This is a genomic window from Curtobacterium sp. 260 (assembly GCF_030803485.1).
In the GTDB taxonomy this organism is placed as follows: Bacteria; Actinomycetota; Actinomycetes; order Actinomycetales; family Microbacteriaceae; genus Curtobacterium.
The window spans coordinates 386,285-408,045 of record NZ_JAURUY010000001.1 but is presented as its reverse complement, the minus strand read 5'-3'; the positions used below and the strand labels follow the sequence as shown (position 1 = coordinate 408,045).

At 71.3% G+C, this 21,761-nt stretch carries 21 protein-coding genes; 12 read left to right on the top strand and 9 right to left on the bottom strand.

What is annotated here, in order from left to right; genetic code table 11:
• Window positions 1-112 precede the first annotated feature (112 nt).
• Both J2X59_RS01920 and J2X59_RS01915 read right to left on the bottom strand, forming a co-directional pair.
• The gene (locus tag J2X59_RS01920) at window positions 113-2,041 is read right to left on the bottom strand and encodes an alpha/beta hydrolase (protein ID WP_326495497.1); all 1,929 of its coding nucleotides are present in this window, start codon (window positions 2,039-2,041) and stop codon (window positions 113-115) included.
• A gap of 67 nt (window positions 2,042-2,108) precedes the next feature.
• Window positions 2,109-3,224: a mannose-1-phosphate guanylyltransferase gene (locus tag J2X59_RS01915; RefSeq protein ID WP_066655104.1), complete on the bottom strand. Its 1,116-nt coding sequence runs from the start codon at window positions 3,222-3,224 to the stop codon at window positions 2,109-2,111.
• A gap of 238 nt (window positions 3,225-3,462) precedes the next feature.
• Between J2X59_RS01915 and J2X59_RS01910 the strand changes: the two genes are divergently transcribed.
• The 6 genes from J2X59_RS01910 (at window position 3,463) to J2X59_RS01885 (ending at window position 9,067) form a co-directional block, all read left to right on the top strand.
• Window positions 3,463-4,701, top strand: coding sequence for a glycosyltransferase family 4 protein (locus tag J2X59_RS01910; protein WP_326495496.1), 1,239 nt, complete (start codon window positions 3,463-3,465; stop codon window positions 4,699-4,701).
• Window positions 4,702-4,779: 78 nt separating this feature from the next.
• Window positions 4,780-5,229, top strand: coding sequence for a succinate dehydrogenase, cytochrome b556 subunit (gene sdhC, locus J2X59_RS01905; protein WP_209685124.1), 450 nt, complete (start codon window positions 4,780-4,782; stop codon window positions 5,227-5,229).
• Window positions 5,230-5,247: 18 nt separating this feature from the next.
• Window positions 5,248-5,694, top strand: a complete 447-nt coding sequence (gene sdhD / locus J2X59_RS01900) for a succinate dehydrogenase, hydrophobic membrane anchor protein (protein WP_066655106.1) — start codon at window positions 5,248-5,250, stop codon at window positions 5,692-5,694.
• Window positions 5,695-5,785: 91 nt separating this feature from the next.
• Window positions 5,786-7,579: a succinate dehydrogenase flavoprotein subunit gene (gene sdhA, locus J2X59_RS01895; RefSeq protein WP_066655109.1), complete on the top strand. Its 1,794-nt coding sequence runs from the start codon at window positions 5,786-5,788 to the stop codon at window positions 7,577-7,579.
• A complete protein-coding gene (locus tag J2X59_RS01890; RefSeq protein ID WP_066655113.1) occupies window positions 7,579-8,352 on the top strand; it encodes a succinate dehydrogenase iron-sulfur subunit in 774 nt (257 codons plus the stop codon). The genes sdhA and J2X59_RS01890 overlap by 1 nt, the downstream gene beginning before the upstream one ends.
• Before the next feature lie 70 nt (window positions 8,353-8,422).
• Entirely contained in the window at window positions 8,423-9,067 is a 645-nt protein-coding gene (locus J2X59_RS01885) for a glycohydrolase toxin TNT-related protein (RefSeq protein ID WP_326495495.1), read from the top strand.
• Window positions 9,068-9,141: 74 nt separating this feature from the next.
• Here the strand turns inward: J2X59_RS01885 and J2X59_RS01880 are convergent, their stop codons facing one another.
• From J2X59_RS01880 to ptsP, 7 genes are all read right to left on the bottom strand, one after another.
• On the bottom strand, window positions 9,142-9,798 hold the full coding sequence (locus J2X59_RS01880) for a DUF805 domain-containing protein (RefSeq protein ID WP_326495494.1): 657 nt from the start codon (window positions 9,796-9,798) through the stop codon (window positions 9,142-9,144).
• Entirely contained in the window at window positions 9,795-10,409 is a 615-nt protein-coding gene (locus J2X59_RS01875) for a DUF805 domain-containing protein (protein WP_326495493.1), read from the bottom strand. Before J2X59_RS01875 ends, J2X59_RS01880 begins: the two co-directional genes overlap by 4 nt.
• 64 nt (window positions 10,410-10,473) lie before the next feature.
• Entirely contained in the window at window positions 10,474-11,406 is a 933-nt protein-coding gene (locus J2X59_RS01870; protein ID WP_326495492.1) for an NADP-dependent oxidoreductase, read from the bottom strand.
• 184 nt (window positions 11,407-11,590) lie between these two features.
• Entirely contained in the window at window positions 11,591-12,745 is a 1,155-nt protein-coding gene (locus tag J2X59_RS01865) for a mannitol-1-phosphate 5-dehydrogenase (protein WP_326495491.1), read from the bottom strand.
• Complete coding sequence (locus J2X59_RS01860) at window positions 12,742-13,179, bottom strand: PTS sugar transporter subunit IIA (RefSeq protein ID WP_022907882.1); 438 nt, start codon at window positions 13,177-13,179, stop codon at window positions 12,742-12,744. The genes J2X59_RS01865 and J2X59_RS01860 overlap by 4 nt, the downstream gene beginning before the upstream one ends.
• Before the next feature lie 75 nt (window positions 13,180-13,254).
• Window positions 13,255-14,811, bottom strand: coding sequence for a PTS mannitol transporter subunit IICB (locus J2X59_RS01855; RefSeq protein WP_066655119.1), 1,557 nt, complete (start codon window positions 14,809-14,811; stop codon window positions 13,255-13,257).
• A 119-nt stretch (window positions 14,812-14,930) separates the two neighbouring features.
• Window positions 14,931-16,586: a phosphoenolpyruvate--protein phosphotransferase gene (ptsP, locus tag J2X59_RS01850; RefSeq protein WP_326495490.1), complete on the bottom strand. Its 1,656-nt coding sequence runs from the start codon at window positions 16,584-16,586 to the stop codon at window positions 14,931-14,933.
• Between the two features lie 261 nt (window positions 16,587-16,847).
• On the opposite strand from ptsP, the gene J2X59_RS01845 reads away from it, so the two are divergent.
• The 6 genes from J2X59_RS01845 to ribD all read left to right on the top strand — a co-directional run bounded on the left by J2X59_RS01845 (window position 16,848) and on the right by ribD (window position 21,735).
• Window positions 16,848-17,618 carry a DeoR/GlpR family DNA-binding transcription regulator gene (locus J2X59_RS01845; RefSeq protein ID WP_289472587.1) on the top strand — a complete coding sequence of 257 codons (771 nt, stop codon included), beginning with the start codon at window positions 16,848-16,850 and terminating at the stop codon, window positions 17,616-17,618.
• Window positions 17,619-17,693: 75 nt separating this feature from the next.
• Complete coding sequence (locus J2X59_RS01840; protein ID WP_066655121.1) at window positions 17,694-17,966, top strand: HPr family phosphocarrier protein; 273 nt, start codon at window positions 17,694-17,696, stop codon at window positions 17,964-17,966.
• 139 nt (window positions 17,967-18,105) lie between these two features.
• Entirely contained in the window at window positions 18,106-18,948 is an 843-nt protein-coding gene (locus J2X59_RS01835; RefSeq protein WP_326495489.1) for an exodeoxyribonuclease III, read from the top strand.
• A gap of 34 nt (window positions 18,949-18,982) precedes the next feature.
• Window positions 18,983-19,993 carry a tryptophan--tRNA ligase gene (gene trpS / locus J2X59_RS01830; protein ID WP_111227094.1) on the top strand — a complete coding sequence of 337 codons (1,011 nt, stop codon included), beginning with the start codon at window positions 18,983-18,985 and terminating at the stop codon, window positions 19,991-19,993.
• 11 nt (window positions 19,994-20,004) lie between these two features.
• A complete protein-coding gene (locus J2X59_RS01825; RefSeq protein WP_326495488.1) occupies window positions 20,005-20,601 on the top strand; it encodes a GNAT family N-acetyltransferase in 597 nt (198 codons plus the stop codon).
• 12 nt (window positions 20,602-20,613) lie between these two features.
• Complete coding sequence (gene ribD / locus J2X59_RS01820) at window positions 20,614-21,735, top strand: bifunctional diaminohydroxyphosphoribosylaminopyrimidine deaminase/5-amino-6-(5-phosphoribosylamino)uracil reductase RibD (protein WP_326495579.1); 1,122 nt, start codon at window positions 20,614-20,616, stop codon at window positions 21,733-21,735.
• Window positions 21,736-21,761: the final 26 nt, after the last annotated feature.

Sequence of the window (21,761 nt, the reverse complement as noted above, 5' to 3'; positions counted from 1 at the left end):
AGCGCAACCGCTGATGAAGATCAGCAGGGCAAGGGGTGTGAGGGCAACGCTCGTCAGGCGCCGCACGGTCAGCTGGGCAGACATTCGTCTCCTCTCGAGGCTCTCCGGCCTCTCATCCTGATGACGCCGGTGTGAGCTCGGCATCGCGGCCCGTGGTCGCGAGTCCCACGTTGCGCAGGCTCTCGGTACCTCGGTCGAGGTACCCCCGAAGGTCACTCCTCAACGGATCGTGATGGAGAACCGGTGCGAGGTCCGTCCCGTCCGCAGCCGTCGCGCCGTCCACTCCGAACACGTCCACGCCGAAGATGTCGCGTGTCGGGTCCACGTGGTGCGCGTAACTCTGTTCACGGCCGAACTCGGCCCATTCGTCCCCCAGACCTTCCTTGCCGGTCGGCGCGTCCTTCGCCCGTGCTGCGTAGACGTGGTCGGCGTGGATGTCGGTGATCGAGCGCAGGTGATCCGGAAGCCCGGCCGAGCCCAGAGCGACGAAGCGATCGACGTGGACACCCTGCTCTGCGAGGGCGACGGCCGCGGTCGTCGTGCCGTACGAGTGCGCCACGACGTTCGTCTCAGGCATCTGGCCCGCACGGACCGCGTCGAGTCCCCGGAGCGCGTCAGCCAACTGTCCGCCGCCCTTCTTCGCCTTGCCCATGAACAGCACGTCCTTCTCGTCTGGGGTCTCGTAGCCGACCCACGCGACGACCGCGTGCGACGGCGATCCCGGGCGACGGGCTTGCTCCTGGTAGATGTTCTGGGCGCCTCTCGACCACATCGTCATGTCCGCGGACGTCGTGTTCATGCCTGGGACAGCCCAGGTCACCGAATCAGCACGATCGAGATCGCCGATCGAGACAGCAGCGAGCGGCGGTCGATCGTCGGTGAGTGCGATGAGGAAGCGCTTGCCGTCGGAACCCTTCTTCGTCAAGGCAGCATTGACGTTCCGGAGGGCCTTGCGGTCCGCGTACAGCGCCGTCAGTTCCCGCGCCAACACCCGTGAGCCGTCACCCGCCGATGCGACCGTCCGCTCCAGCTGCTCGATCTGGCGCTCCACGTCGACCAGTCGCTGGTTCAGCACGAGGGCGTTCGCCGTACTCCGCGCCCAGTACGGGACACCCTCGAGGTTCCCGAGTCGCGCGAGCACGTCCGTCGGGAAACCGTCGAACACGCTGGCGTCGGCCGTCGTCAGCCCGAGCGCAGCCCAACGCTCCGCGACCTCCGTCGGCGTCAGGTGCTCCGCGAACAGCCGTTGGAGGGCAGGCGCCGCCTGTCCGGTCGCCGCGATGTCGAGAGCCGCGTTCGACAGCGACCCACTGCCGCCGGCGGCCTCGAAGGCGTCGGCGATCCTGCCGATCCAGCTCCGGTCCTCGTCGTTCTCGCGCACGTAGCGCGCGAAACCCGCCGGCATGCTCGCGCGGTCGACCGTGACCCAGGCGCAGGAGGACCGGAAGGAGGACCACGCCGATCGCACGCGCTCGGACTCGGCCGACGCGGTCGTGTCCAGTCCCGAGGTCGTCGTCACGAAGGCCCGGAGCGCGCTCGGATCGGCAGAACTCCTGCCACGGCTCGCTCCGTCGCCGTAGCGCGCACGCTCCCGACCGCGGAACTCGGCGTCGACCTCCGGCCTCGGCTCGGGTTCGGTCGCCGGCTCGGGATCGGTGAAGCGCTCCAGTGCGTCGACGACCGATCGTCCTGCGGAACCGGCGAAGGCCTCGGCCACGGACGCCGCCCGCTTCCGGTCGGCGTCACGCGCCTTCCAGTCGGCGTGGTCACGCTGGCGCTCCCGTTCGCGCTCCGCAGCAGCGACCGCGGCGTCGATCTGGTCGGCGAGGTCGACCAGCACGCCCGCCAGTCGTGCCCGGTCCTCGGCCTCGACCACGGCCGCCTCACGGAACCGGTCGGCGTACGAGCCAGCAGCGTCGTCGAGCGCGGATGCGACGGCGCCCGACCGCGGACCGGCCTGCCCTCGCAACGTGTCAGCGGCTCGTCGCGCGACACGTGCGAGCGCACTCGCATCCGAAGTCTCGAACTGGATGTCCCCCATCAGCACTCCCCCGAGTCAGCCCGGCCCCCGCGACCGGAACATCACCGTACACCAGGTCGGCGGACCGTCAGAGCACGTCCCCCCGACCGCTCAGCTTCAGTGCGTCCACCACGCCCTTGACCCGCTGCGCGTTCGCGCTCGTGGTGACGAGCAGCGCGTCCGGGGTGTCGACGACGACGATGTCCTCGACCCCGATGAGCGAGATGAGCCGCTGGCTGTGCGCCACGACGATGCCGCTCGACGAGTCGGCGAGGATCCGCGCGCCGTCGCCGAGCACGGCGAGGTTGTTCGCCCGCCCGCCGGACTGCAGCTTCGCGAGCGAGGCGAAGTCGCCGACGTCGTCCCAGTCGAAGTCGCCGGGCACGACGGCCATGCGCCCCGCGGCGGCGGCGGGCTCGGCCACGGTGTAGTCGATGGCGATCTTCTCGAGCCCCGGCCAGATCGCGTCGACGACCGCGCCGCGCGAGGAGGTGTCCCACGCCGCGGCGAGCTCCTCGATGCCGGCGAGCAGCTCGGGCTTCGTGCGACCGATCTCGGCGAGCAGCACGTCGGCCCGCGCGATGAACATGCCGGCGTTCCAGAGGTACGAGCCGTCCTCCAGGTACCCGCGGGCGGTGTCGAGGTCGGGCTTCTCGACGAACGACTTCACCGCGTGCACCGTCGACGCACCCTCGACCGGGAGCGCGGCGCCGTCGGCGTGGATGTAGCCGAAGCCGATCGCCGGCTCGGTCGGGGTGATGCCGATGGTCGTCACGTACCCGGCGCGTGCGGCGGCGACGGCTTCGCGCACCGAGCGGCGGAAGCCCCGGGCGTCACCGATGACGTGGTCAGCCGCGAACGAGCCGATGACCACGTCCGGCTCACGGCGGCGCAGGATGGCGGCGGCGAGCCCGATGGCCGCGGTCGAGTCCTTCGGCTCGCTCTCGAGCACGACGTTGTGGTCGGCCACGCCGGGCAGCTGCGCCTCGACGGCTGCTCGGTGCGCCCGCCCGGTCACGACCATGATCCGCTGCTCTCCGGCGAGCGGTGCGAGCCGGTCCCAGGTCTGCCGCAGGAGCGACGCGCCGGAGCCGGTCAGGTCGTGCAGGAACTTGGGCGCGTCGGCGCGCGAGAGCGGCCAGAGGCGGGAACCGATGCCGCCGGCCGGGATGATCGCGTAGAAGTCCTCGAGTGCGTCTGCCACCCGCTCACCGTACCGGTGTCGCCGGACGTGACCTGGACGCCACCCGGACGACCATCGCACCGCTCCTGCGGGTGCCCGCAGCGGCCGCTCGCACCGGGACGGGCCGCCGCCGACGGGACGGCCGTGCCCCGCGCCTCCCGACCGGCTCGCAGCGCAGCGCGAGTTCACCGGCTGCGCGCCGCCCGTTCACCCGCGCCGCCCCGGCCGGTCACGGCGCGCGCGGACCATGGACAGCACCATGAGCGCACGCAGCGTGGAGCGCGGCACGTCCCAGCGGACCGTCGCCGTCGTGACCGAGAGCTTCCTGCCCACCCTGAACGGCGTGACCACCAGCGTCCTGGCGGTCCTCGACCACCTGGAGCGCCGCGGCCACCGCGCGGTCGTCATCGCCCCGGACACGCCCGGTCTCGCCCGGTTCCGCTCGGGGACCCGGATCGAGCGCTACCGGTCATTCGACGTGCACCGGGTGCCCGCCGTGGCCTACCGGCAGTTCCCGGTCGCGCTCCCCCACCCCGTGCTCGACACGATCCTCGCCGCCTCCGGCGCCGACGTGCTGCACGCGGCGAGCCCGTTCCTGCTGGGCGGTCGCGCGATCACGGCGGCCGGGAGGCTCGGCATCCCCTCCGTCGCCGTCTTCCAGACCGACGTGGCCGGGTTCGCCCGCCGCAACGGCCTGACCGCGACCGTCCCGTTGGTCAGGAGGATCCTGGGCCGCATCCACGCGGGGGCGTCGCTGACGCTCGCCCCGTCCAGTGCGACCGCGGCGATGCTCGCCGAGGACGGCGTGCCCCGCGTCGCCCGCTGGGGCCGCGGTGTCGACACCGACCTGTTCCACCCGGACCGGCGACGCTCCGCGCACGTCCGTGCGGCGCGGCGGCGGATCGCGCCGGGTGGCGAGACCATCGTCGGCTACGTCGGTCGGCTCGCACCCGAGAAGGAGGTCGAGCGGCTCGCCGAGCTCGGCGGCGTCCCGGGCATCCGGCTGGTCGTCGCCGGCGGCGGGCCGTCGCGTGCGTCCCTCGAGCGTCGGCTGCGACACCTCGACGTCACGTTCACGGGACCCCTGCGCGGCGACGCCCTGGCCGACGCCTACGCGATGCTCGACGTCTTCGTGCACACGGGGCCGGCCGAGACCTTCGGGCAGACCCTGCAGGAGGCCCACGCGAGCGGCCTGCCGGTCGTCGCGCCGGCGTCCGGGGGCCCGATCGACCTCGTCGCGCCCGGCCTCGACGGCGAGCTGTACGACCCGGACGTGCCCCAGGCGCTCCGTCACGCCGTGCTCGGGCTCGTGACGGACCCGGCGGCGGCCGCACGGATGGGCTCGGCCGGGCGTCTCCGGGTCGAGGGCACCACGTGGGAGGCCGTCGGCGACCAGCTCCTCGCACACCACGACACCGCCCGCACGATCGGGGCTCCGCCGACCCTGTCCCGGACCCTCCGTGTCGGGTGGGACGAGAGTGTCAGCGCACGCGCATAGGATGGGACGTGTTCCACACGAACACGAACGGCAAGGGCTCGCCGATCGGACGAGCCCGTCCTATGGGAGGACTCGCTCATGGCCGAGCAGACCGCAGGCGGGACGACGATCGTCGAACCGAGAGTGACGATCGAGGCGCCCCGTGCGTCCCGGAAGCTCGAAGGAACGCTGTACCGCGGGTCCACGGGGATGTGGTCCTGGGTGCTGCACCGCATCACCGGTGTCGCGATCTACTTCTTCCTGCTCGTGCACATCCTCGACACCGCGCTGGTGCGCCTGTCCCCCGAGGCGTACAACGCCGTGATCGGCACCTACAAGACGCCGATCATGAACATCGGTGAGATCGCGCTCGTGATGGCGATCGTCTTCCACGCGCTGAACGGGCTGCGGATCATCCTGGTCGACTTCTGGTCGAAGGGGCCGAAGTACCAGCGCGCCATGTTCTGGATCGTCCTGGTCGTGTGGGCCGTCCTGATCGCGGGCTTCCTGCCCCGTCAGCTCATGAACCTCGTCGCGGACTTCCAGTAGGCGAAGGGACCCACGGACATGACCACGCAGATCGTCGAGCCGCCTCGTTCGGCCGCAGCCGCCCGCCGCACCACCAACTGGGAGAAGTGGGGGTGGATCTACATGCGCGCTTCGGGCGTCCTGCTCGTCGTGCTGATCTTCGGCCACCTCTTCGTCAACATGGTCGCCGGCGAGGGCGTGAAGCAGATCGACTTCGCCTTCGTCGCCGGCAAGTGGGCGAACCCCTTCTGGCAGGTCTGGGACTCCCTGATGCTCGTCCTCGCCCTCGTGCACGGCTCGAACGGCATGCGGACGATCATCAACGACTACGTCGCGAAGCCCGGCATCCGGAAGACCCTGCTGCTCGCGGTGCTCATCGCGTGCGTCGCGCTGGTCGTGCTCGGCCTGCTCGTCTGCTGGACGTTCGACCCGTGCCCGGCCGGCGCCGCCGCTGCCGACCTGCCGTCGTTCTGCCCCGCGCAGTAGCAGCACGGCTCGGCCACGAGCACCGCGCCGTAGACCCACGCGCACGCCGCGACCTCCCCGCCGGCGCGCTGACCCACCCCGAAAGGCCCCAGTGAGCGAGACCACCGTCCACCACCACCAGCACGACATCGTCATCATCGGCGCGGGCGGTGCCGGCATGCGTGCCGCCATCGAAGCCGGCCCGAAGGCGAAGACGGCCGTCATCTCGAAGCTCTACCCGACGCGCTCGCACACCGGTGCGGCCCAGGGCGGCATGGCTGCGGCCCTGGCCAACGTCGAGGAGGACTCGTGGGAGTGGCACACCTTCGACACGATCAAGGGCGGTGACTACCTGGTCGACCAGGACGCCGCCGAGATCCTGGCGAAGGAGGCGATCGACGCCGTCATCGACCTCGAGAACATGGGCCTGCCGTTCAACCGCACGCCCGAGGGCAAGATCGACCAGCGGCGCTTCGGTGGGCACACGCGTGACCACGGCAAGGCCCCCGTCCGCCGGGCCTGCTACGCGGCCGACCGCACGGGCCACATGATCCTGCAGACGCTGTTCCAGAACTGCGTCAAGCTCGGCGTCGAGTTCCACAACGAGTTCTACGCGCTGGACCTCGTCATGGTCGACGTCGTCGGCGACGACGGGGTCACCCGCCAGCAGCCCGCCGGCGTCGTCGCCTTCGAGCTCGCGACCGGTGAACTGCACGTCTTCCACGCCAAGGCCGTGATCTTCGCGACCGGCGGCTTCGGCAAGATGTACAAGACGACCTCGAACGCCCACACCCTGACCGGTGACGGCGTCGGCATCGTCTGGCGCCAGGGTCTGCCGCTCGAGGACATGGAGTTCTTCCAGTTCCACCCGACCGGCCTCGCCGGCCTCGGCATCCTGCTCACCGAGGGTGCCCGCGGCGAGGGCGCGATCCTCCGCAACGCCTCGGGCGAGCGCTTCATGGAGCGGTACGCCCCGACCATCAAGGACCTCGCGCCCCGCGACATCGTCGCCCGGTGCATGGTGCAGGAAGTGGCCGAGGGGCGCGGTGCCGGTCCGAACAAGGACTACGTCCTCCTCGACTGCACCCACCTCGGTGCCGAGGTGCTCGAGACGAAGCTGCCGGACATCACCGAGTTCGCCCGCACCTACCTCGGTGTCGACCCGGTCGTCGAGCCGGTGCCCGTGATGCCGACCGCGCACTACGCGATGGGCGGCATCCCGACGAACACCAACGCCGAGGTGCTCTACGACAACACCACGGTCGTGCCCGGCCTGTACGCCGCCGGCGAGTGCGCCTGCGTGTCCGTGCACGGCTCGAACCGCCTCGGCACCAACTCGCTGCTCGACATCAACGTCTTCGGCAAGCGCTCGGGCAACAACGCGGCCGAGTGGGTGCAGACCGCCGAGTTCCTCCCCCTGCCCGAGGACCCGGCCGCCGGCGTCCGCGGGATGCTCGACCAGCTCCGCGCCTCGACCGGGACCGAGCGCATCGCCGTCCTCCGCAAGGAACTGCAGGACGAGATGGACAAGAACGCGCAGGTGTTCCGCACCGACGAGTCGCTCGGCAAGATGACCGAGACGATCCACCAGCTCCGCGAGCGGTACCTGAACATCGCCGTGCAGGACAAGGGCAAGCGCTTCAACACCGACCTGCTCGAAGCCGTCGAACTCGGGTTCCTGCTCGACCTGGCCGAGGTGGTCGTGTTCTCCGCGCGGAACCGCAAGGAGAGCCGCGGCGGCCACATGCGCGACGACTACCCGAAGCGCGACGACGAGAACTACATGCAGCACACCATGGCGTACCTGACGGGCGACCCGCACTCGTCACTCGCCGACGACCACATCACACTCGACTGGAAGCCCGTCGTCGTGACGCGGTACGAGCCGATGGAGAGGAAGTACTGATGACCGACACCCTGGTCTCCGACAGCCCGCGCACCGACACCGTGCAGAGCGCTCCTCCCGGATCGTTCCCCGTCACGATCATCGTCCGCCGGTTCGACCCGGACGTCGACGACGAGCCGCGCTGGCAGGACTTCGACGTGATGATGCTGCCCACGGACCGCATCCTCGACGCCCTGCACCAGATCAAGTGGGAGCAGGACGGCTCGCTCACGTTCCGTCGGTCCTGCGCGCACGGCGTGTGCGGCTCGGACGCGATGCGCATCAACGGGCGCAACCGGCTCGCGTGCAAGACCCTGATCAAGGACCTCGACGTGTCGAAGCCCATCTACGTCGAGGCGATCAAGGGCCTGCCCCTCGAGAAGGACCTGGTCGTGGACATGGAGCCGTTCTTCCAGTCCTACCGCGAGGTCCAGCCGTTCCTGCAGGCCTCGAGCAAGCCGGAGAAGGGCAAGGAGCGCGTGCAGTCCGTCGCCGACCGCGCCCGGTTCGACGACACCACGAAGTGCATCCTCTGCGCCGCGTGCACCTCGTCGTGCCCCGTGTTCTGGACCGACGGGCAGTACTTCGGCCCGGCGGCGATCGTCAACGCACACCGCTTCATCTTCGACTCGCGCGACGACTCGGCGAACGTGCGCCTCGACATCCTCAACGACAAGGAGGGCGTGTGGCGGTGCCGCACCACCTTCAACTGCACCGACGCCTGCCCGCGCGGCATCCAGGTGACCAAGGCGATCTCCGAGGTCAAGCAGGCGATCATGCGCGGCGGCGTGTGAGACGTCGACCCACCGGGGCCACGGCGGAGTCTCGGCGAACGGCATGGAACCGGCCGGTAGGCTCGCGCCCATGACGTTCGCGGAGACCCGCCCCATCCTGGACCAGCTCGGCTACACGATCCGCTACGTGCAGCTCCCCGGTGAGACGCTCGGCGAGCCCCCGGTCGAGGGTGCCCTCCGGGTCGTCCCGGCCGAGGCGCACGGTGACTTCGCGCTCGAGGTCGTCGACTACGGCACCGCTCGCCGACTCGCCACCGCACGTGGTGAGGACGACGCCGTCGAGATGCTCCGCCGCTTCCTGAACCGCGCCTTCCCGACACCGCGGGACATCCCCCGGCACGAGCTCGACGGGCTGCGTGACCGTGCTGCGTCGACGTACCCGCAGCTCGCGCAGCAGGTCGGCCAGGCCGGCCCGCAGGGGCTCACCATCCAGATCCCGGCCGGCGTCCCCGTCGACCGCGTCGGCGGCCCCGACGGCTACCTGCTGCACCCGCTCGACACCCCGCTCCCCCAGCGGTCGCTGCCCCCGCACGTCGCGGCGGCACCCGAGGTGCACCGCTACGTCGTCGACCGCCCCTTCATGGTCACGGTCACGTTCGTGCAGCCCTGGTTCGACCAGCCGGGAGGCGCGCTCCGGTTCGCGACGGCCGACCCGTCCGTCACGGTGCGCGACCTCGTCGTGGACGGTTCGCTGGTCCGTCTCCGGGTGGCCTGAGCCTCTGCCCACCCCCTGACGTGACGAAGCGGCCCACCCCTGCCGGGGTGGGCCGCTTCGTCGTGTCCGGGCGCTCAGACCTGCGGGCCGGGCGCCTCCGGTCGGTCGTACTGCGCACCGGCGGGGCTCGACTCCAGGCACCCGAAGACGATGCCGGCGACCCCGGCCGCGAAGGAGACCAGCCAGAAGGGACCGGCGAGACCGGCGTCGTGCACGCGGCGCCAGCCGAGCGCGAGGGACGGGACGAACGTCGCGAGTCCCCACAGCCCGAGCAGCCCGGCGAACAGGAGCGCGACCGCCGGGAAGCCGCCGGTCGAGGTCCTGGTGCCGTACTCGTCCGTCGTGGTGGCCCCGGCCGCCCAGACGAGGATCGAGGCGATGTACGCACTGAACAGGACCGTCACCACGATCGCGTTCGCCAGGTACCACCACCAGAACTCACTGCGGCTCGCGCGTCCGTCGAACCGGGCGTACTTCTTCCAGAACCGGACGAAGGCGTCGAGGAACCCGGCGCCGTACCAGGGCGCCCAGAGCGGCGGAGCGCCACTGGCGTCCGTCGGGATCGGCGCCTGCTGCTGGTACTGCGGGTACGGCTGGCCGTACGGCTGGTGCTGGGGGTAGGGCTGGCCGTACGGCTGCTGCTGCTGCGGCTGCTGCGGCTGCTGCGGCTGCGGCTGCGGCTGCGGCTGCGGCTGCTCAGGGTTCCGGTCGTGCTGCTCGCCGTTCGTCACCGCGATCCCTCCGGTCGGTCGAAGCGGGCGCCTGCGGGCTTGGAGTCGAGCAGGGTGAAGACGAGGAGCGCGATCCCTCCGAAGAACGGGACCAGGCCGAGGAAGAAGAACGGGCCCGCCAGGTTCGCGTCGTGCAGGCGTCGCCACGCCAGGGCGATCGAGGGCAGGACGATCACGAGCATCCACAGGGTCCCCACGTACCCCATGATGAAGAACAGCGCGGACGGCTCGCTGACGACCGTCTCGACCCCGGACGGCGTCACGTACGTCTCGCGGCCGGACTGCGCGAACCCGATGCCCCAGATCGCGCCCAGCACGACGGAGATCGCGACGTTCCAGAGGTACACCCACCAGAACTCGCTGCGGCTCGCACGCCCGTCGAAGCGGACGTACTTCCTCCAGTAGCGCGCGTACGCCTGGACGAAGCCGATGCCGTACCAGGGTGCCCAGAGCGGAGGGCGCCCGTCCGGTCCCACCGGCGCCGAACGCTCGAACAGCGCCTGGCCCTGCGGTCGGAACTGCGGCGGCTGGTCGTACTGCGTCTGCTGGTACTGCGGTTCCGCCGGTGGGCCCGTCGGTCCCGGTCGATCGGTCGGTCGTTGGTCGCTCACGTGATCCCCCTCGTGGTGTTCGGTCGTGCGACGTACCCGTCGAGTCAACCAGACCCGAGTGCGCTCACGGGATCAGCGCGAGCTTGCCGCCCGGGTGCTGCGACTCGAGCAGCTCCGCCGCGGCCTTCGCCTCGGCCAGCGGGAAGGTCCGGGCCACCGGCACCTCGAGCTCCCCCGCCGCGGCGAGGTCGATCAGCCGCTGCCGCACGGAGTCCCGGAAGGCCTGGCTCTCCGGCTGCGAGCCGCCCACCGCGGGGAAGCCGTCCTGCTGCGCGCGGCCGAAGGCCGCGATGGTCACGATGCGGGAGCGGTCGGCGACGAGTGCCAGCGACACGTCGACCGCCTCGTCCGTCCCGACGCAGTCCAGCGCCACGTCGACACCGGAGGGTGCGAGGCCCCGGACGCGCGCCTCCAGGCCGTCACCGTACGCGACCCACTCGCCCCCGAAGCGGCGGACGGTCTCGGCGTTGCGTTCCGAGGCGGTGCCGATGACGCGCGTGCCGAGCTGGCGGAGGAGCTGCAGGACGGCGACCCCGACCGCACCGGAGGCGCCGTGCACCAGGACCGTGTCGCGCCCCTCGGCACGGGTGACCCGGATCATGTCGGCGGCGGTGGTCCCGGCGAGCAGCAGGTTCGCGGCCTGCGGGTGGTCGAGCGACGCGGGCTTGGCGAAGACGTCCGCGGCCGGGACGGTGATGCGCTCGGCCCAGCCGCCCTCGACCCGGAAGGCGAGGACCTCGTCGCCGACCGCTCCCCCGCCCGAGGCGATCTTGGTGCCGGGGCCGACCGCGCTGATCACGCCGGACACCTCGTACCCGACCGCGATCGGCAGGTCGGACCGGTCGCCCTGCCGGGTGTGCTTCGTGTCGGCGGGGTTCATGCCGGCGGCACGGACGTCGATCGTGACCTCGCCGGTGCCGGGGGCGGGCACCTCGACGTCGACGTACTCGAGGACCTCGCTGCCGCCGAACTCGGGGGTGACCCAGTGCTTCGTCATGGGGTGGACGCTACGCTCCGGGACCGGCCTGCCCTCAGGTCCGGGCGCCGCCACAGCGTGACGGCGGCGTCTCGCGGGCGGCGCGGCCGTCGGACGCGCGGCGTCTCGCGGGGAGGCGGTCGCTGGACGCACGGGAGGCGCGGTGCCAGCCGGCACCGCGCCTCCAGAGCGTCGTGTCGTCGCGTCAGCCGCGCGCCGACCGCACCCGGTCGGTGAACGCCGCGTGCAGCGGGTGCTGCGCGTCGAGCCCGGTGATCTCCGTCGCCACGTCGGCGTCCGAGCGGTCCGAACGCAGCAGCTGCTGCAGCTCGACGCTCTGCTCGTCGTCGGCGACGTCGAAGCGCAGCGCGGCGCCCATCGCGTCGAGCAGCGCGGTCGGCTCGGTGCCGTCCTCGGCGAGGGCGGCCGCGGGCGAGACGAACCGCTCGTCCCGCGACAGCTTGCGGAGCGGCTGCCGACCGACGCGGGTGACCGTGTCGGGCAGGTGCGGGTTCTCGAAGCGGCCGATGATCGCCTGCACGTACGAGCGGTGCACGTCGGGGTCGAGCTCGTGACGACGCACCAGCAGGTCGCTCGTCTCGGCGAGCACCGACTCGAGCTCCGACCGCACGGCCGGGATCGCGATCGCGTCCGAGATCTTGTCGGCGCCGGCGAGGAAGCCGTGGTACGCGACCGTGGCGTGTCCGGTGTTCACCGTGAAGAGCTTGCGCTCGATCGACGCGGCGAGCCCGTCGACGTAGTGCGCACCGGGGATCTCCGGCTCGTTCCCGCCGAAGGGCGTGCGGTCGATGGCCCACTCGAAGTACGTCTCGACCGTGACGTCGAGGCCGGCACCCTCGGGCTGGGCCGGGACGATCCGGTCGACGGCGGTGTTCGCGAACACGGCCTTGGCCAGGGCCTCGTCGCGCGACTCGGCCGAGAGCGCCTCGACGATGAACTCGCGCAGGCGGTCGGTCGCGTTGATCGCGTTCTCGCACGCCATGACGGCGAGGGGCGCGGCACCGGCGTCGCGCTGCTGGAGCGCCTTCGCGATGACCGGGGCGATGAACTTCAGGACGGTCGGTCCGACGGCGCAGGTCACGATGTCAGCGGCAGCGACCTCGGCGATCACGCCGGCCTCGTCCTGCGCGCTGTTGACGGCACGGAAGCCGGTGACCTCGTGGTCCTGTGCGCCCTGGCCGACCTCGTGCACGGTGTACGAGTCGGCGGCGGCGAGGGCGTCGATGAGCGGCGCGGCGACGTCCGCGAAGACGAGCTCGTAGCCGGCCTCGTGGAGCAGGAGCCCGACGAAGCCGCGCCCGATGTTGCCGGCGCCGAAGTGGACGGCGGTCCCGGTCACTCGTTGACCTCGCCGAGGATCGACAGGATCGCGGCGGTGTCCGGCGCGTCGGTGAGCTTCTGGACCTCGTCCTCGTCCGAGAACACGATCGCGATCTTCGACAGGATGTCGAGGTGCTCGTTGTTCACGCCGGCGATGCCGACGACGAAGCGCACGGGGTTGCCGTCCCAGTCGATCGGGGTGGCGTAGCGGATGAACGAGAGGGCCGAGGACTTGATGGCGTCCTTGGCGTCGTTCGTGCCGTGCGGGATGGCGAGGAAGTTCCCCATGTACGTCGAGACGCTCTTCTCACGCTCGAGCATCGCCGGGTAGTAGTCCGCCGTGACCGCGCCCGCAGCCTCGAGGATCTCGGCCGCCTCCTTCATCGCCTCCGACTTGGTCGGGGCGGTGTCCTCGGTGTGGATGCGGATCTGGCTCTCCTGCAGGACGGGCATCGGGGTTCTCCTTGTTCTCGACGGACGTGGTGGAGGGGACGGGTTCGCACCCGTCCCCTCCGATACTGCACTTCGTTACTGGTTCTTGAGCTGGTCGACGACCTGGTCGTACTGCGGCGCGTTCATGAAGTTGCCGACCGACACGTGCTGTGCGTTCGGGTTCTTCTGCTTCGCACGGTCGGTCAGTTCCTCCTGCGTGATGATGAGGTCCTCGGTGCCGTCGAGGTTCGCGATCGCCTTGTTGACGACCGTGACGCCCTCGATGCCCGCCTTCTTGACCTTGTTGCGCAGGACGCTGGCACCCATGGCGCTCGAGCCCATGCCCGCATCGCAGGCGAACACGACGCTCTCGACGCGGGTCGCCGTCGCGGTGGACGCCGAACCGACGCCACCGAGCGCGGCCTCGGCCTCCTCGTCGTTGGCCGGCGCGTTGTTGCCGAGCAGGCCCGAGGTCGCGGCGTTGACGTCGCGGCCCTTGTTGGCCTGGAGCTTCGCCATCGCGGCGCTCATGTCGCCACCGTTGTTCGCCAGGTCACGCTTGCGGCTGGCGAGCAGGAAGAACGAGGCCACCGCGAACGAGACCGCCGCGGACAGGATCACCGAGAGGATGACGCCGACGTAGCTGTCCTTCGCCGTGGCGGTGAGGACGGCGATGATCGAACCGGGCGAAGCCGGGGCGACCAGGCCGGACTGGAACGCGACGTTGGTCGCGACACCGGTCGCACCGCCGAGGATGACGGCGAGGAACAGGACCGGCTTCTGCAGCACGTACGGGAAGTAGATCTCGTGGATGCCGCCGAAGAACTGGATGAGGATCGCACCGGGAGCGGTCGAGCGGGCGATGCCGACACCGAAGAAGGTGAAGGCGAGCAGGATGCCGAGACCCGGGCCGGGGTTCGCCTCGAGCAGGAACAGGATGCTCTTGCCCGACTCCTGGACCTGCTGCGCACCGAGCTGGTCGAGCACGCCGTGGTTGATCGCGTTGTTGAGGAAGAAGACCTTGGCGGGCTCGATGATGACGCTGGCGAGCGGCAGGAGCGAGCTGTCGACCAGGAACTTCACCGCGGCGCCGAGGCCCTCGGCGATGAGCTTGAACAGCGGCGCGAGCCAGAAGAAGCCGACGAGCGCGAGCACGAAGCCGAGGATGCCGGCCGCGTAGTTGTTCACGAGCATCTCGAAGCCGGGCTTGATCTTGCCGTCCCAGATCTTGTCGATCTGCTTGATGAGCCACGCGCCGAGCGGGCCGCAGATCATCGCGCCGAGGATCATGATCGTGCCGTTGGCGCCGATGATGACACCCATCGCCATGATCGAGCCGACGACGGCGCCGCGGGTCTCGTAGATCATCCGGCCGCCCTGGAAGGCGATCGCGAGCGGGATGAGGTAGGTCAGGATCGGGCCGACGAGACCGATGTTGGCCACGCCGTCGGTCTCACCGAAACCGCCGAGGACGCCCACGGGGGTCCAACCGGTCTCGATGAAGAACGCGGTGATGAGGCCCCACGCGATGAAGATCGCGATGTTCGGCATCACCATGCCGGAGAGGAACGTGCCGAACTTCTGGACGGCGACGCGTGCGCCGCCCCGCGACTTCGCGGGTGCGTCGGGCGCTGCAACGGACGACGTTGTCATGTGCCTGGCTTTCTGTGATGGGTGCTGCTGCGGTGTGAAGGGGTGCTGGGTGGTGCTGGTGCTGCGGTGGTGCTGGTGCTGCGGTGGTGCGGGTGCTGCGTGGGGTGGAGCTGGTCGGGTCAGACGGCGTGCGCGGCAGCCGCGGCGGACTTGGCCGCCGCCGCGGTGCTCGCGGCGAGTGCCGCCTTCGCCATCTCGCGGGCCTGCTCGAGCGAGTGCTTGCCGAGTTCGGCGCGCACGTCGGCCAGGGCCGCGGGGGTCATGGACAGGGTGGTGGCGCCGAGGCCGACGAGCACGACCGCGAGCAGCGGGTCGGCCGCGGCCTCGCCGCAGATGCCCACGGCCTTGCCCGCGTCGGCGCCGGCCGCACCGAGCTGTGCGACGAGGCGCAGCACCGCGGGGTGCCACGGGTCCTGGTAGGACGCGACGGTGCCGAGCATGCGGTCGGCGGCCATCGTGTACTGGGTCAGGTCGTTCGTGCCGATCGACACGAAGTCGGCGTTCGTGAAGACCTGCTCGGCCATGAGTGCGAGCGAGGGCACCTCGGCCATGACACCGGCGGTGCGGATGCCGAGCTCGCGGGCCAGGTCGACGAAGTACTCGGTCTCCTCGGCGTCGGCGACCATCGGTGCCATCACCCAGAGGTCGGCCTCGGTCGCCGCGTCGGCCTGGGCGAGCGCGGTGAGCTGGTCGCGGAGGACCTCCTCGTGGTTCCGCAGCGCGCGCAGTCCGCGACGGCCGAGCGCCGGGTTCTCCTCGTCCTTGTCGGTGAGGAAGGGCAGCGGCTTGTCGGCGCCGGCATCGAGCGCGCGGACGACGACCTTCTTGCCGGGGAACGCCTCGAGCAGCTGGCGGTAGGACTCGGTCTGCTGCTCGACGGTCGGCGCCTTCGGCGAGTCGAGGAAGAGGAACTCGGTGCGGAAGAGCCCCACGCCCTCCGCACCGAGAGCAACGGCGCCGGCGGCGTCGGCGGGGCTGCCGAGGTTCGCGAGCAGCGGGACGGTGTGGCCGTCGGCGAGTGCACCGGCGGTCAGCGGTGCGGCGGCGGCGGCGAGGCGGTCCGCGATGCGCTGGTCGACGTCGGCCACGAGCTCGGTGGACGGGTCGGTGACGACGGTGCCGGCCGCGGCGTCCACGACGACGTGGGTGCCGTCGGACAGGTCGTCGGCGCCGGTGACGCCGACGATCGCGGTGATGCCCTTGGCACGGGCGAGGATCGCGGTGTGGGAGGTCGGGCCGCCGTCACGGGTGACGAGGGCGAGCACCTTGTCGAGGTCGAGCAGCGCGGTGTCGGCCGGCGCGAGGTCACGGGCGACGAGGACGAAGGGGGTGTCCGATTCGGGGACGCCCGGGGCGGGGACACCGCGGAGCTTCGCGATGATGCGCTGCGCCACGTCGTCGAGGTCGGCCGCGCGCTCCCCCATGTAGCCGCCCATGCCGACGAGCAGGTCGCGGAACTGGCCGAACGCCTCGAACACCGCACGCTCGGCGTTGGTGCCACCGTCGATGCGGGCATGCACGTCGTCGAGGAGCGTCGGGTCCTGCGCCATGAGCGCCTGCGCCTCGAGCACGGCCTGGGCGTCGCCGCCGGCGAGCCGTCCGCGCTTGTTGAGGTCCTCGGCCACGGCCGCGAGCGACTCGGCGACGGCCTGCTTCGCGTCGTCCGCCGTGCCGGCCAGCGCGTCCTTCGAGGGTTCGCCGAGCGGGTCCGCCATGCGGAGCACGGGGCCGTGGGCGACGCCACGGCCGACGCCGGTGCCGAGCAGTTCGGACATTCGAGACTCCTTCATCTCCACGCGCTCACGGTGGGGGTGGTTCGTTCGGTGCGCAGCGACACGAACGGACCACGCCCGTGCGGCTTGGCAGCACACTACCCCGATCCGCGTTGACAAACAAACACATCCGGGGATAAAAATGCAGAAACAGATGCCCGTTTGCGTCTGGCGGACGAAGCGATCCGGACGGATCCGACACCGATCTGCCCGAGCATGCCCGTTCTGTTCCGAGCAGGCCGATCGACCGAGACGACGAGGTCCATGTACGCACCAGAGCGCCACCAGCGCATCGTCGAACGCGCGAGGTCGCAGGGACGGGTCGACGTGAAGGACCTCGCCGAGCTGCTCGAGGTCACGCCCGAGACCATCCGTCGTGACCTCACCAGCCTGGAGCGGCGTGGGCTCGTCCGTCGTGCACACGGTGGCGCGATCCCCGTCGAGCGGATCACCCTGCACCCGGGCGTCGGCGACCGCGGCGGCATCAACCAGGCCGAGAAAGTGGTCATCGCCGAGGCGGCCCTCGCCGAGCTGCCGGAGAACGGCTCGGTGATGATCGACGCCGGGACCTCGACGATCTGCCTGGCCGAGATGCTCCCCACCGACCGCGGGCTCACCGTCGTGACCCACTCGCTGCCGGTCGCCATGGCCGTCGCGAACCGGTCCGGCATCGACCTGCACCTGCTCGGCGGCAACATCCGGAGCGACTCGCTCGCCGGCGTCGGCACGTGGACCCACCAGCTCATCGGCATGGTCAGCGTCGACGTCGCCTTCATCAGCATCAACGGCATCACGCCCGAGCGCGGCCTGACGACCCACAACATGGCCGAGGCGGCCGTGAAGAGCGCGATGATCAAGTCGGCCCGCAGGAGCATCCTGCTCGCGGACCACACAAAGTTCGGCCGCGAGGAGTTCGGCCGCGTCGCGCCGCTCGCCGCGATCGACACGATCATCACCGACCCCGGCGTGAACGCCGACCTCGTGCGCGAGGTCGAGGCCGCCGGCACCGAGGTCCTCTGGCCCGGTCGCGACTGACCGGCGCCGGTCCCCGGGACCGCCCACCACGCGCTCGCTAGCATGAGCGCACCACCCGTCGACAGGAGTCCATCGATGTCCGAAGCCACCCGCACCGTCACCGTCGCCAGCGCGTCCGGCCTGCACGCCCGCCCCGCGTCCCTCTTCGTCCAGACCGTCACCGCGTCCGGTCACCAGGTGACGATCGCCAAGGGCGACAAGTCCGGCAACGCGGGCAGCATCCTCGCGCTCCTCGGCCTGGGCATCGAGAACGGCGACGAGGTCACCCTCACGGTGACCGGCGACGACGCCGAGACGACGGCCGACAGCCTGGTCGAGTTCCTGCAGACGGACCACGACGCGGCCTGAGCAGGTCGGTCGCGCGACACGACCACACGACGGACGGGAGGCACGGTGCCAGCTGGCACCGTGCCTCCCGTCCGTCTGTCGCGACCCACGGCGACGAGGAGAGCCGGAGCCGTCGGCGCGCGTCGGTAGGGTGGTCGGCATGACACGCCTGCGCCTCGCATCCGTCAACGTGAACGGCGTCCGCGCCGCGTTCCGGAAGGGCATGGGCGACTGGCTCGCCACCCGTGACGTCGACGTGCTCGCCCTGCAGGAGGTCCGCGCCTCGACCGACGACCTGGCGGGGCTGCTCGGCGACGAGTGGGACATCGCGCACGACCCCGCGACGGCGAAGGGCCGCGCGGGGGTGGCTATCGCCTCGCGGCACCGGGCGCACGTCCACCGCGTCGAGCTCGGGCCGTCCGACTTCGACTCCGCCGGGCGCTGGATCGAGGCCGACTACGAGCTCGACGGCACCACGGTCACGGTGGTGTCCTGCTACGTCCACTCGGGCGAGGTCGACACCCCGAAGCAGGACGAGAAGTGGAAGTTCCTCGACGGGATGACCGAGCGGCTCCCCGCGCTGCGCGAGCACAACCCGCTCGCGGTCGTCGTCGGCGACCTCAACGTCGGGCACGACCAGCGCGACATCAAGAACTGGAAGGGCAACGTCAAGCGCGCCGGCTTCCTGCCGCGGGAGCGCGCCTACTTCTCGCGGTTCTTCGGCGCCGAGGGCGAGCAGGTCGAGGGCGCCGACGGGTCCACCGCGCCGGGTCTCGGCTGGGTCGACGTCGGCCGTGAGCAGGCCGGCGACGTCGACGGTCCCTACACGTGGTGGTCGTGGCGCGGGCAGGCGTTCGACAACGACTCCGGATGGCGCATCGACTACCAGGTGGCCACCCCCGACCTCGCCGCGAAGGTCACGAGCTCCACGGTCGACCGCGCTGCGGCGTACGACCAGCGATGGTCCGACCACGCCCCCGTGGTCGTCGACTACGAGCTCTGACCCCTTCCCCTCCACGCAGTACAGGAACACCCTCATGACCAAGACGCGCATCTTCTCGGGCATCCAGCCGTCGGCCGGCTCCCTCCACCTCGGCAACTACGTCGGGGCGCTCATGCAGTGGCGCGACCTGCAGGACGACCACGACGCCATCTACTGCGTGGTCGACATGCACGCGATCACGTCCCCGCAGGACCCCGCGGAGCTCCGCGCGAGCACCCGGGCGACCGCGGCGCAGTACATCGCCTCCGGCATCGACCCGACGAAGTCGACCCTGTTCGTGCAGTCGCACGTGCCGGCGCACGCCGAACTCGCCTGGGTGCTGAACACCCTGACGGGGTTCGGCGAGGCGAGCCGCATGACCCAGTTCAAGGACAAGTCGGCACGGCAGGGCGCCGAGGCGGCCTCGGTCGGGCTCTTCACGTACCCGATCCTCATGGCGGCGGACATCCTGCTCTACGACACCGCCGTGGTGCCGGTCGGCGACGACCAGCGGCAGCACGTCGAGCTGACGCGGGACCTGGCGACCCGGTTCAACTCCCGCTTCGGCGACACCTTCGTCGTCCCGAAGGCGCAGATCGGCACCGAGACCGCACGCATCTACGACCTGCAGGACCCGACGAGCAAGATGAGCAAGTCCGCCGCGTCGGACAACGGCCTCATCCGCCTGCTCGACGACCCGAAGCGCACCGCGAAGAAGATCCGCTCCGCCGTCACCGACACCGAGCGCGAGATCCGGGCGGACCGCCAGGAGAAGCCCGGCGTGACCAACCTGCTCGCGATCCTGTCGGCGTTCACGCGGACCCCGGTCGCGTCGCTCGAGGAGCAGTTCGTCGGCAAGGGCTACGGCGACCTCAAGGGTGCCGTGGCCGACGCCGTCGTCGCCGAGCTCGAGCCCGTGCGCGCCCGGACGCTCGAACTGCTCGACGACCCTGCGGAGCTCGACCGGCTGCTCGCCGTCGGCGCCGAGCGTGCCGAGTCCATCGCGCAGGCCACCCTCGCCCGCGTGTACGACCGCATCGGCTTCGTGCCCCGCTCGCGCGGCTGACGATGCTCCCCGTGACGCTGTCGTCGGACCGGGTGCACCTCACGGTGCCGACCCGGTCCGACACCGCGGCCATCACGCAGGGCTGCCAGGATCCGTCGGTCGTGCGGTGGACGACCGTCCCGACGCCGTACACGGACCGCGACGCGCAGACGTTCGTCGACGCGCTGGTCGGCCCGGGGTGGGCGTCCGACCGCGAGTACACGTGGGGCATCCGGCGCCCGGGGTCGACGTGGCTCGAGGGTGTGGTGTCGTTCCGCACCGAGCACCGCGACCTCGGCTTCTGGCTCGCACCGACGGCCCGAGGCCAGGGCCTGATGCACGCGGCGGTGGAGCTCGTCGTCGCGTGGGCGTTCTCCCAGGGGGCGCCCGACGTGTACTGGGAGTGCTACGAGGGCAACGTCGGCTCCGCCTCGGTGGCCCGCGCCGGCGGCTTCGCGTTCACCGGCACCGGGACCGCCCGGATCCCGGACCGGGACGGCGGGCCGACGACCGCGTGGACCGGCCTCCGTCGCGCCGACGGCGTCCCTGCGTCCGACCTGCCCTGGCCCGCGGCGTCGTTCGCTGACAGGGGACAGCAAGGTGACGCGTCATCGACGCCTCGTCGGTAGTGTCGGAGCGTGATGTCGCCGTCCGACCCGCGCGCCCGCCCCGAGGAACTCCGGGCGATGCGCCGCGCCCTCGAGCTCGCCGCGCTCGGACCGGTCGTCGGTGACCACGCCCGCGTCGGTGCCGTGCTGCTCTCCCCCGCCGGGGACGTCCTCGCCGAGGGCTGGCACAAGGGCGCGGGGACCCCGCACGCCGAGGTCGACGCGATGGCGAAGGTGCCCGCTGAACAGCTGCGGGGCGCCACCGCCGTCGTGACGCTCGAGCCGTGCAACCACGTCGGTCGCACCGGCCCCTGCGCGCTCGCCCTGATCGAGGCCGGCGTCGGCCGCGTCGTCTACGCCGTCGACGACCCGGGTGAGCAGGCGAGCGGCGGGGCCGAGCGGCTGCGGACGTCCGGCGTCGAGGTCGTCAGCGGCGTCCTCGCCGACGACGCCGAGGCGTTCCTCGAGCGCTGGCTGCTGTCCGTCCGCACCGGGCGCCCGTGGGTGACCGTGAAGTGGGCGTCGAGCCTCGACGGTCGCGCGGCCGCCGCCGACGGCACGAGCAAGTGGATCACCGGCGCGGCAGCCCGACAGCACGTGCACGAGCAGCGTGCCGCCCACGACGCGATCCTGGTCGGCACCGGCACCGTGCTCGCCGACGACCCGAGCCTCACCGCACGCGGCGACGCCGGCGAACTGCTCGCCGACCAGCCGCTCCCCGTCGTCGTCGGCGACCGACCGGTACCCGACGACGCGGCCGTCCGACGCCACCCACGCGGCCTGCTCGCCCTCCCGGGGCACGACCTCGCCGCCGCGCTGCGCACCCTGCGCGACCACGGCGTGCACAGCGTCCTCGTCGAGGGCGGTCCCACCGTGGCCTCGGCGCTCGTCGCCGCGGGCCTCGTCGACGAGCTGCTCGTGTACCTCGCGCCCGTGCTGCTCGGTGGCCCGCGCGTCGCGATCGGTGACGTCGGCGTGGGAAGCATCGGCGATCGCCACCCGTTGGACATCACATCGACCACCAGCCTGGGACCCGACCTCCTGGTCCGCGCTCGACCCCACCGCGCCCGGACCGCCCGTGCCGACGACGCGACGTCGACGGCCGCGACGACCAGGACCGCCGACCAGGCACAGAACGACCGGAGCACCCCATGACCGACGCCCTCACCTCCCCCACCCCG

What these genes read in the sequence shown, in the direction of transcription:
- J2X59_RS01890 (WP_066655113.1), top strand. Translation starts at nt 7,579, where the DNA reads ATGACCGACACCCTGGTCTCCGACAGCCCGCGCACCGACACCGTGCAG.
- trpS (WP_111227094.1), top strand. Translation starts at nt 18,983, where the DNA reads ATGACCAAGACGCGCATCTTCTCGGGCATCCAGCCGTCGGCCGGCTCC.
- sdhD (WP_066655106.1), top strand. Translation starts at nt 5,248, where the DNA reads ATGACCACGCAGATCGTCGAGCCGCCTCGTTCGGCCGCAGCCGCCCGC.
- J2X59_RS01845 (WP_289472587.1), top strand. Translation starts at nt 16,848, where the DNA reads ATGTACGCACCAGAGCGCCACCAGCGCATCGTCGAACGCGCGAGGTCG.
- J2X59_RS01860 (WP_022907882.1), bottom strand. Translation starts at nt 13,179, where the DNA reads ATGCCCGTCCTGCAGGAGAGCCAGATCCGCATCCACACCGAGGACACC.
- J2X59_RS01885 (WP_326495495.1), top strand. Translation starts at nt 8,423, where the DNA reads ATGACGTTCGCGGAGACCCGCCCCATCCTGGACCAGCTCGGCTACACG.
- sdhC (WP_209685124.1), top strand. Translation starts at nt 4,780, where the DNA reads ATGGCCGAGCAGACCGCAGGCGGGACGACGATCGTCGAACCGAGAGTG.
- ptsP (WP_326495490.1), bottom strand. Translation starts at nt 16,586, where the DNA reads ATGTCCGAACTGCTCGGCACCGGCGTCGGCCGTGGCGTCGCCCACGGC.
- J2X59_RS01840 (WP_066655121.1), top strand. Translation starts at nt 17,694, where the DNA reads ATGTCCGAAGCCACCCGCACCGTCACCGTCGCCAGCGCGTCCGGCCTG.
- J2X59_RS01835 (WP_326495489.1), top strand. Translation starts at nt 18,106, where the DNA reads ATGACACGCCTGCGCCTCGCATCCGTCAACGTGAACGGCGTCCGCGCC.
- J2X59_RS01855 (WP_066655119.1), bottom strand. Translation starts at nt 14,811, where the DNA reads ATGACAACGTCGTCCGTTGCAGCGCCCGACGCACCCGCGAAGTCGCGG.
- J2X59_RS01910 (WP_326495496.1), top strand. Translation starts at nt 3,463, where the DNA reads ATGAGCGCACGCAGCGTGGAGCGCGGCACGTCCCAGCGGACCGTCGCC.
- J2X59_RS01870 (WP_326495492.1), bottom strand. Translation starts at nt 11,406, where the DNA reads ATGACGAAGCACTGGGTCACCCCCGAGTTCGGCGGCAGCGAGGTCCTC.
- J2X59_RS01920 (WP_326495497.1), bottom strand. Translation starts at nt 2,041, where the DNA reads ATGGGGGACATCCAGTTCGAGACTTCGGATGCGAGTGCGCTCGCACGT.
- ribD (WP_326495579.1), top strand. Translation starts at nt 20,614, where the DNA reads ATGTCGCCGTCCGACCCGCGCGCCCGCCCCGAGGAACTCCGGGCGATG.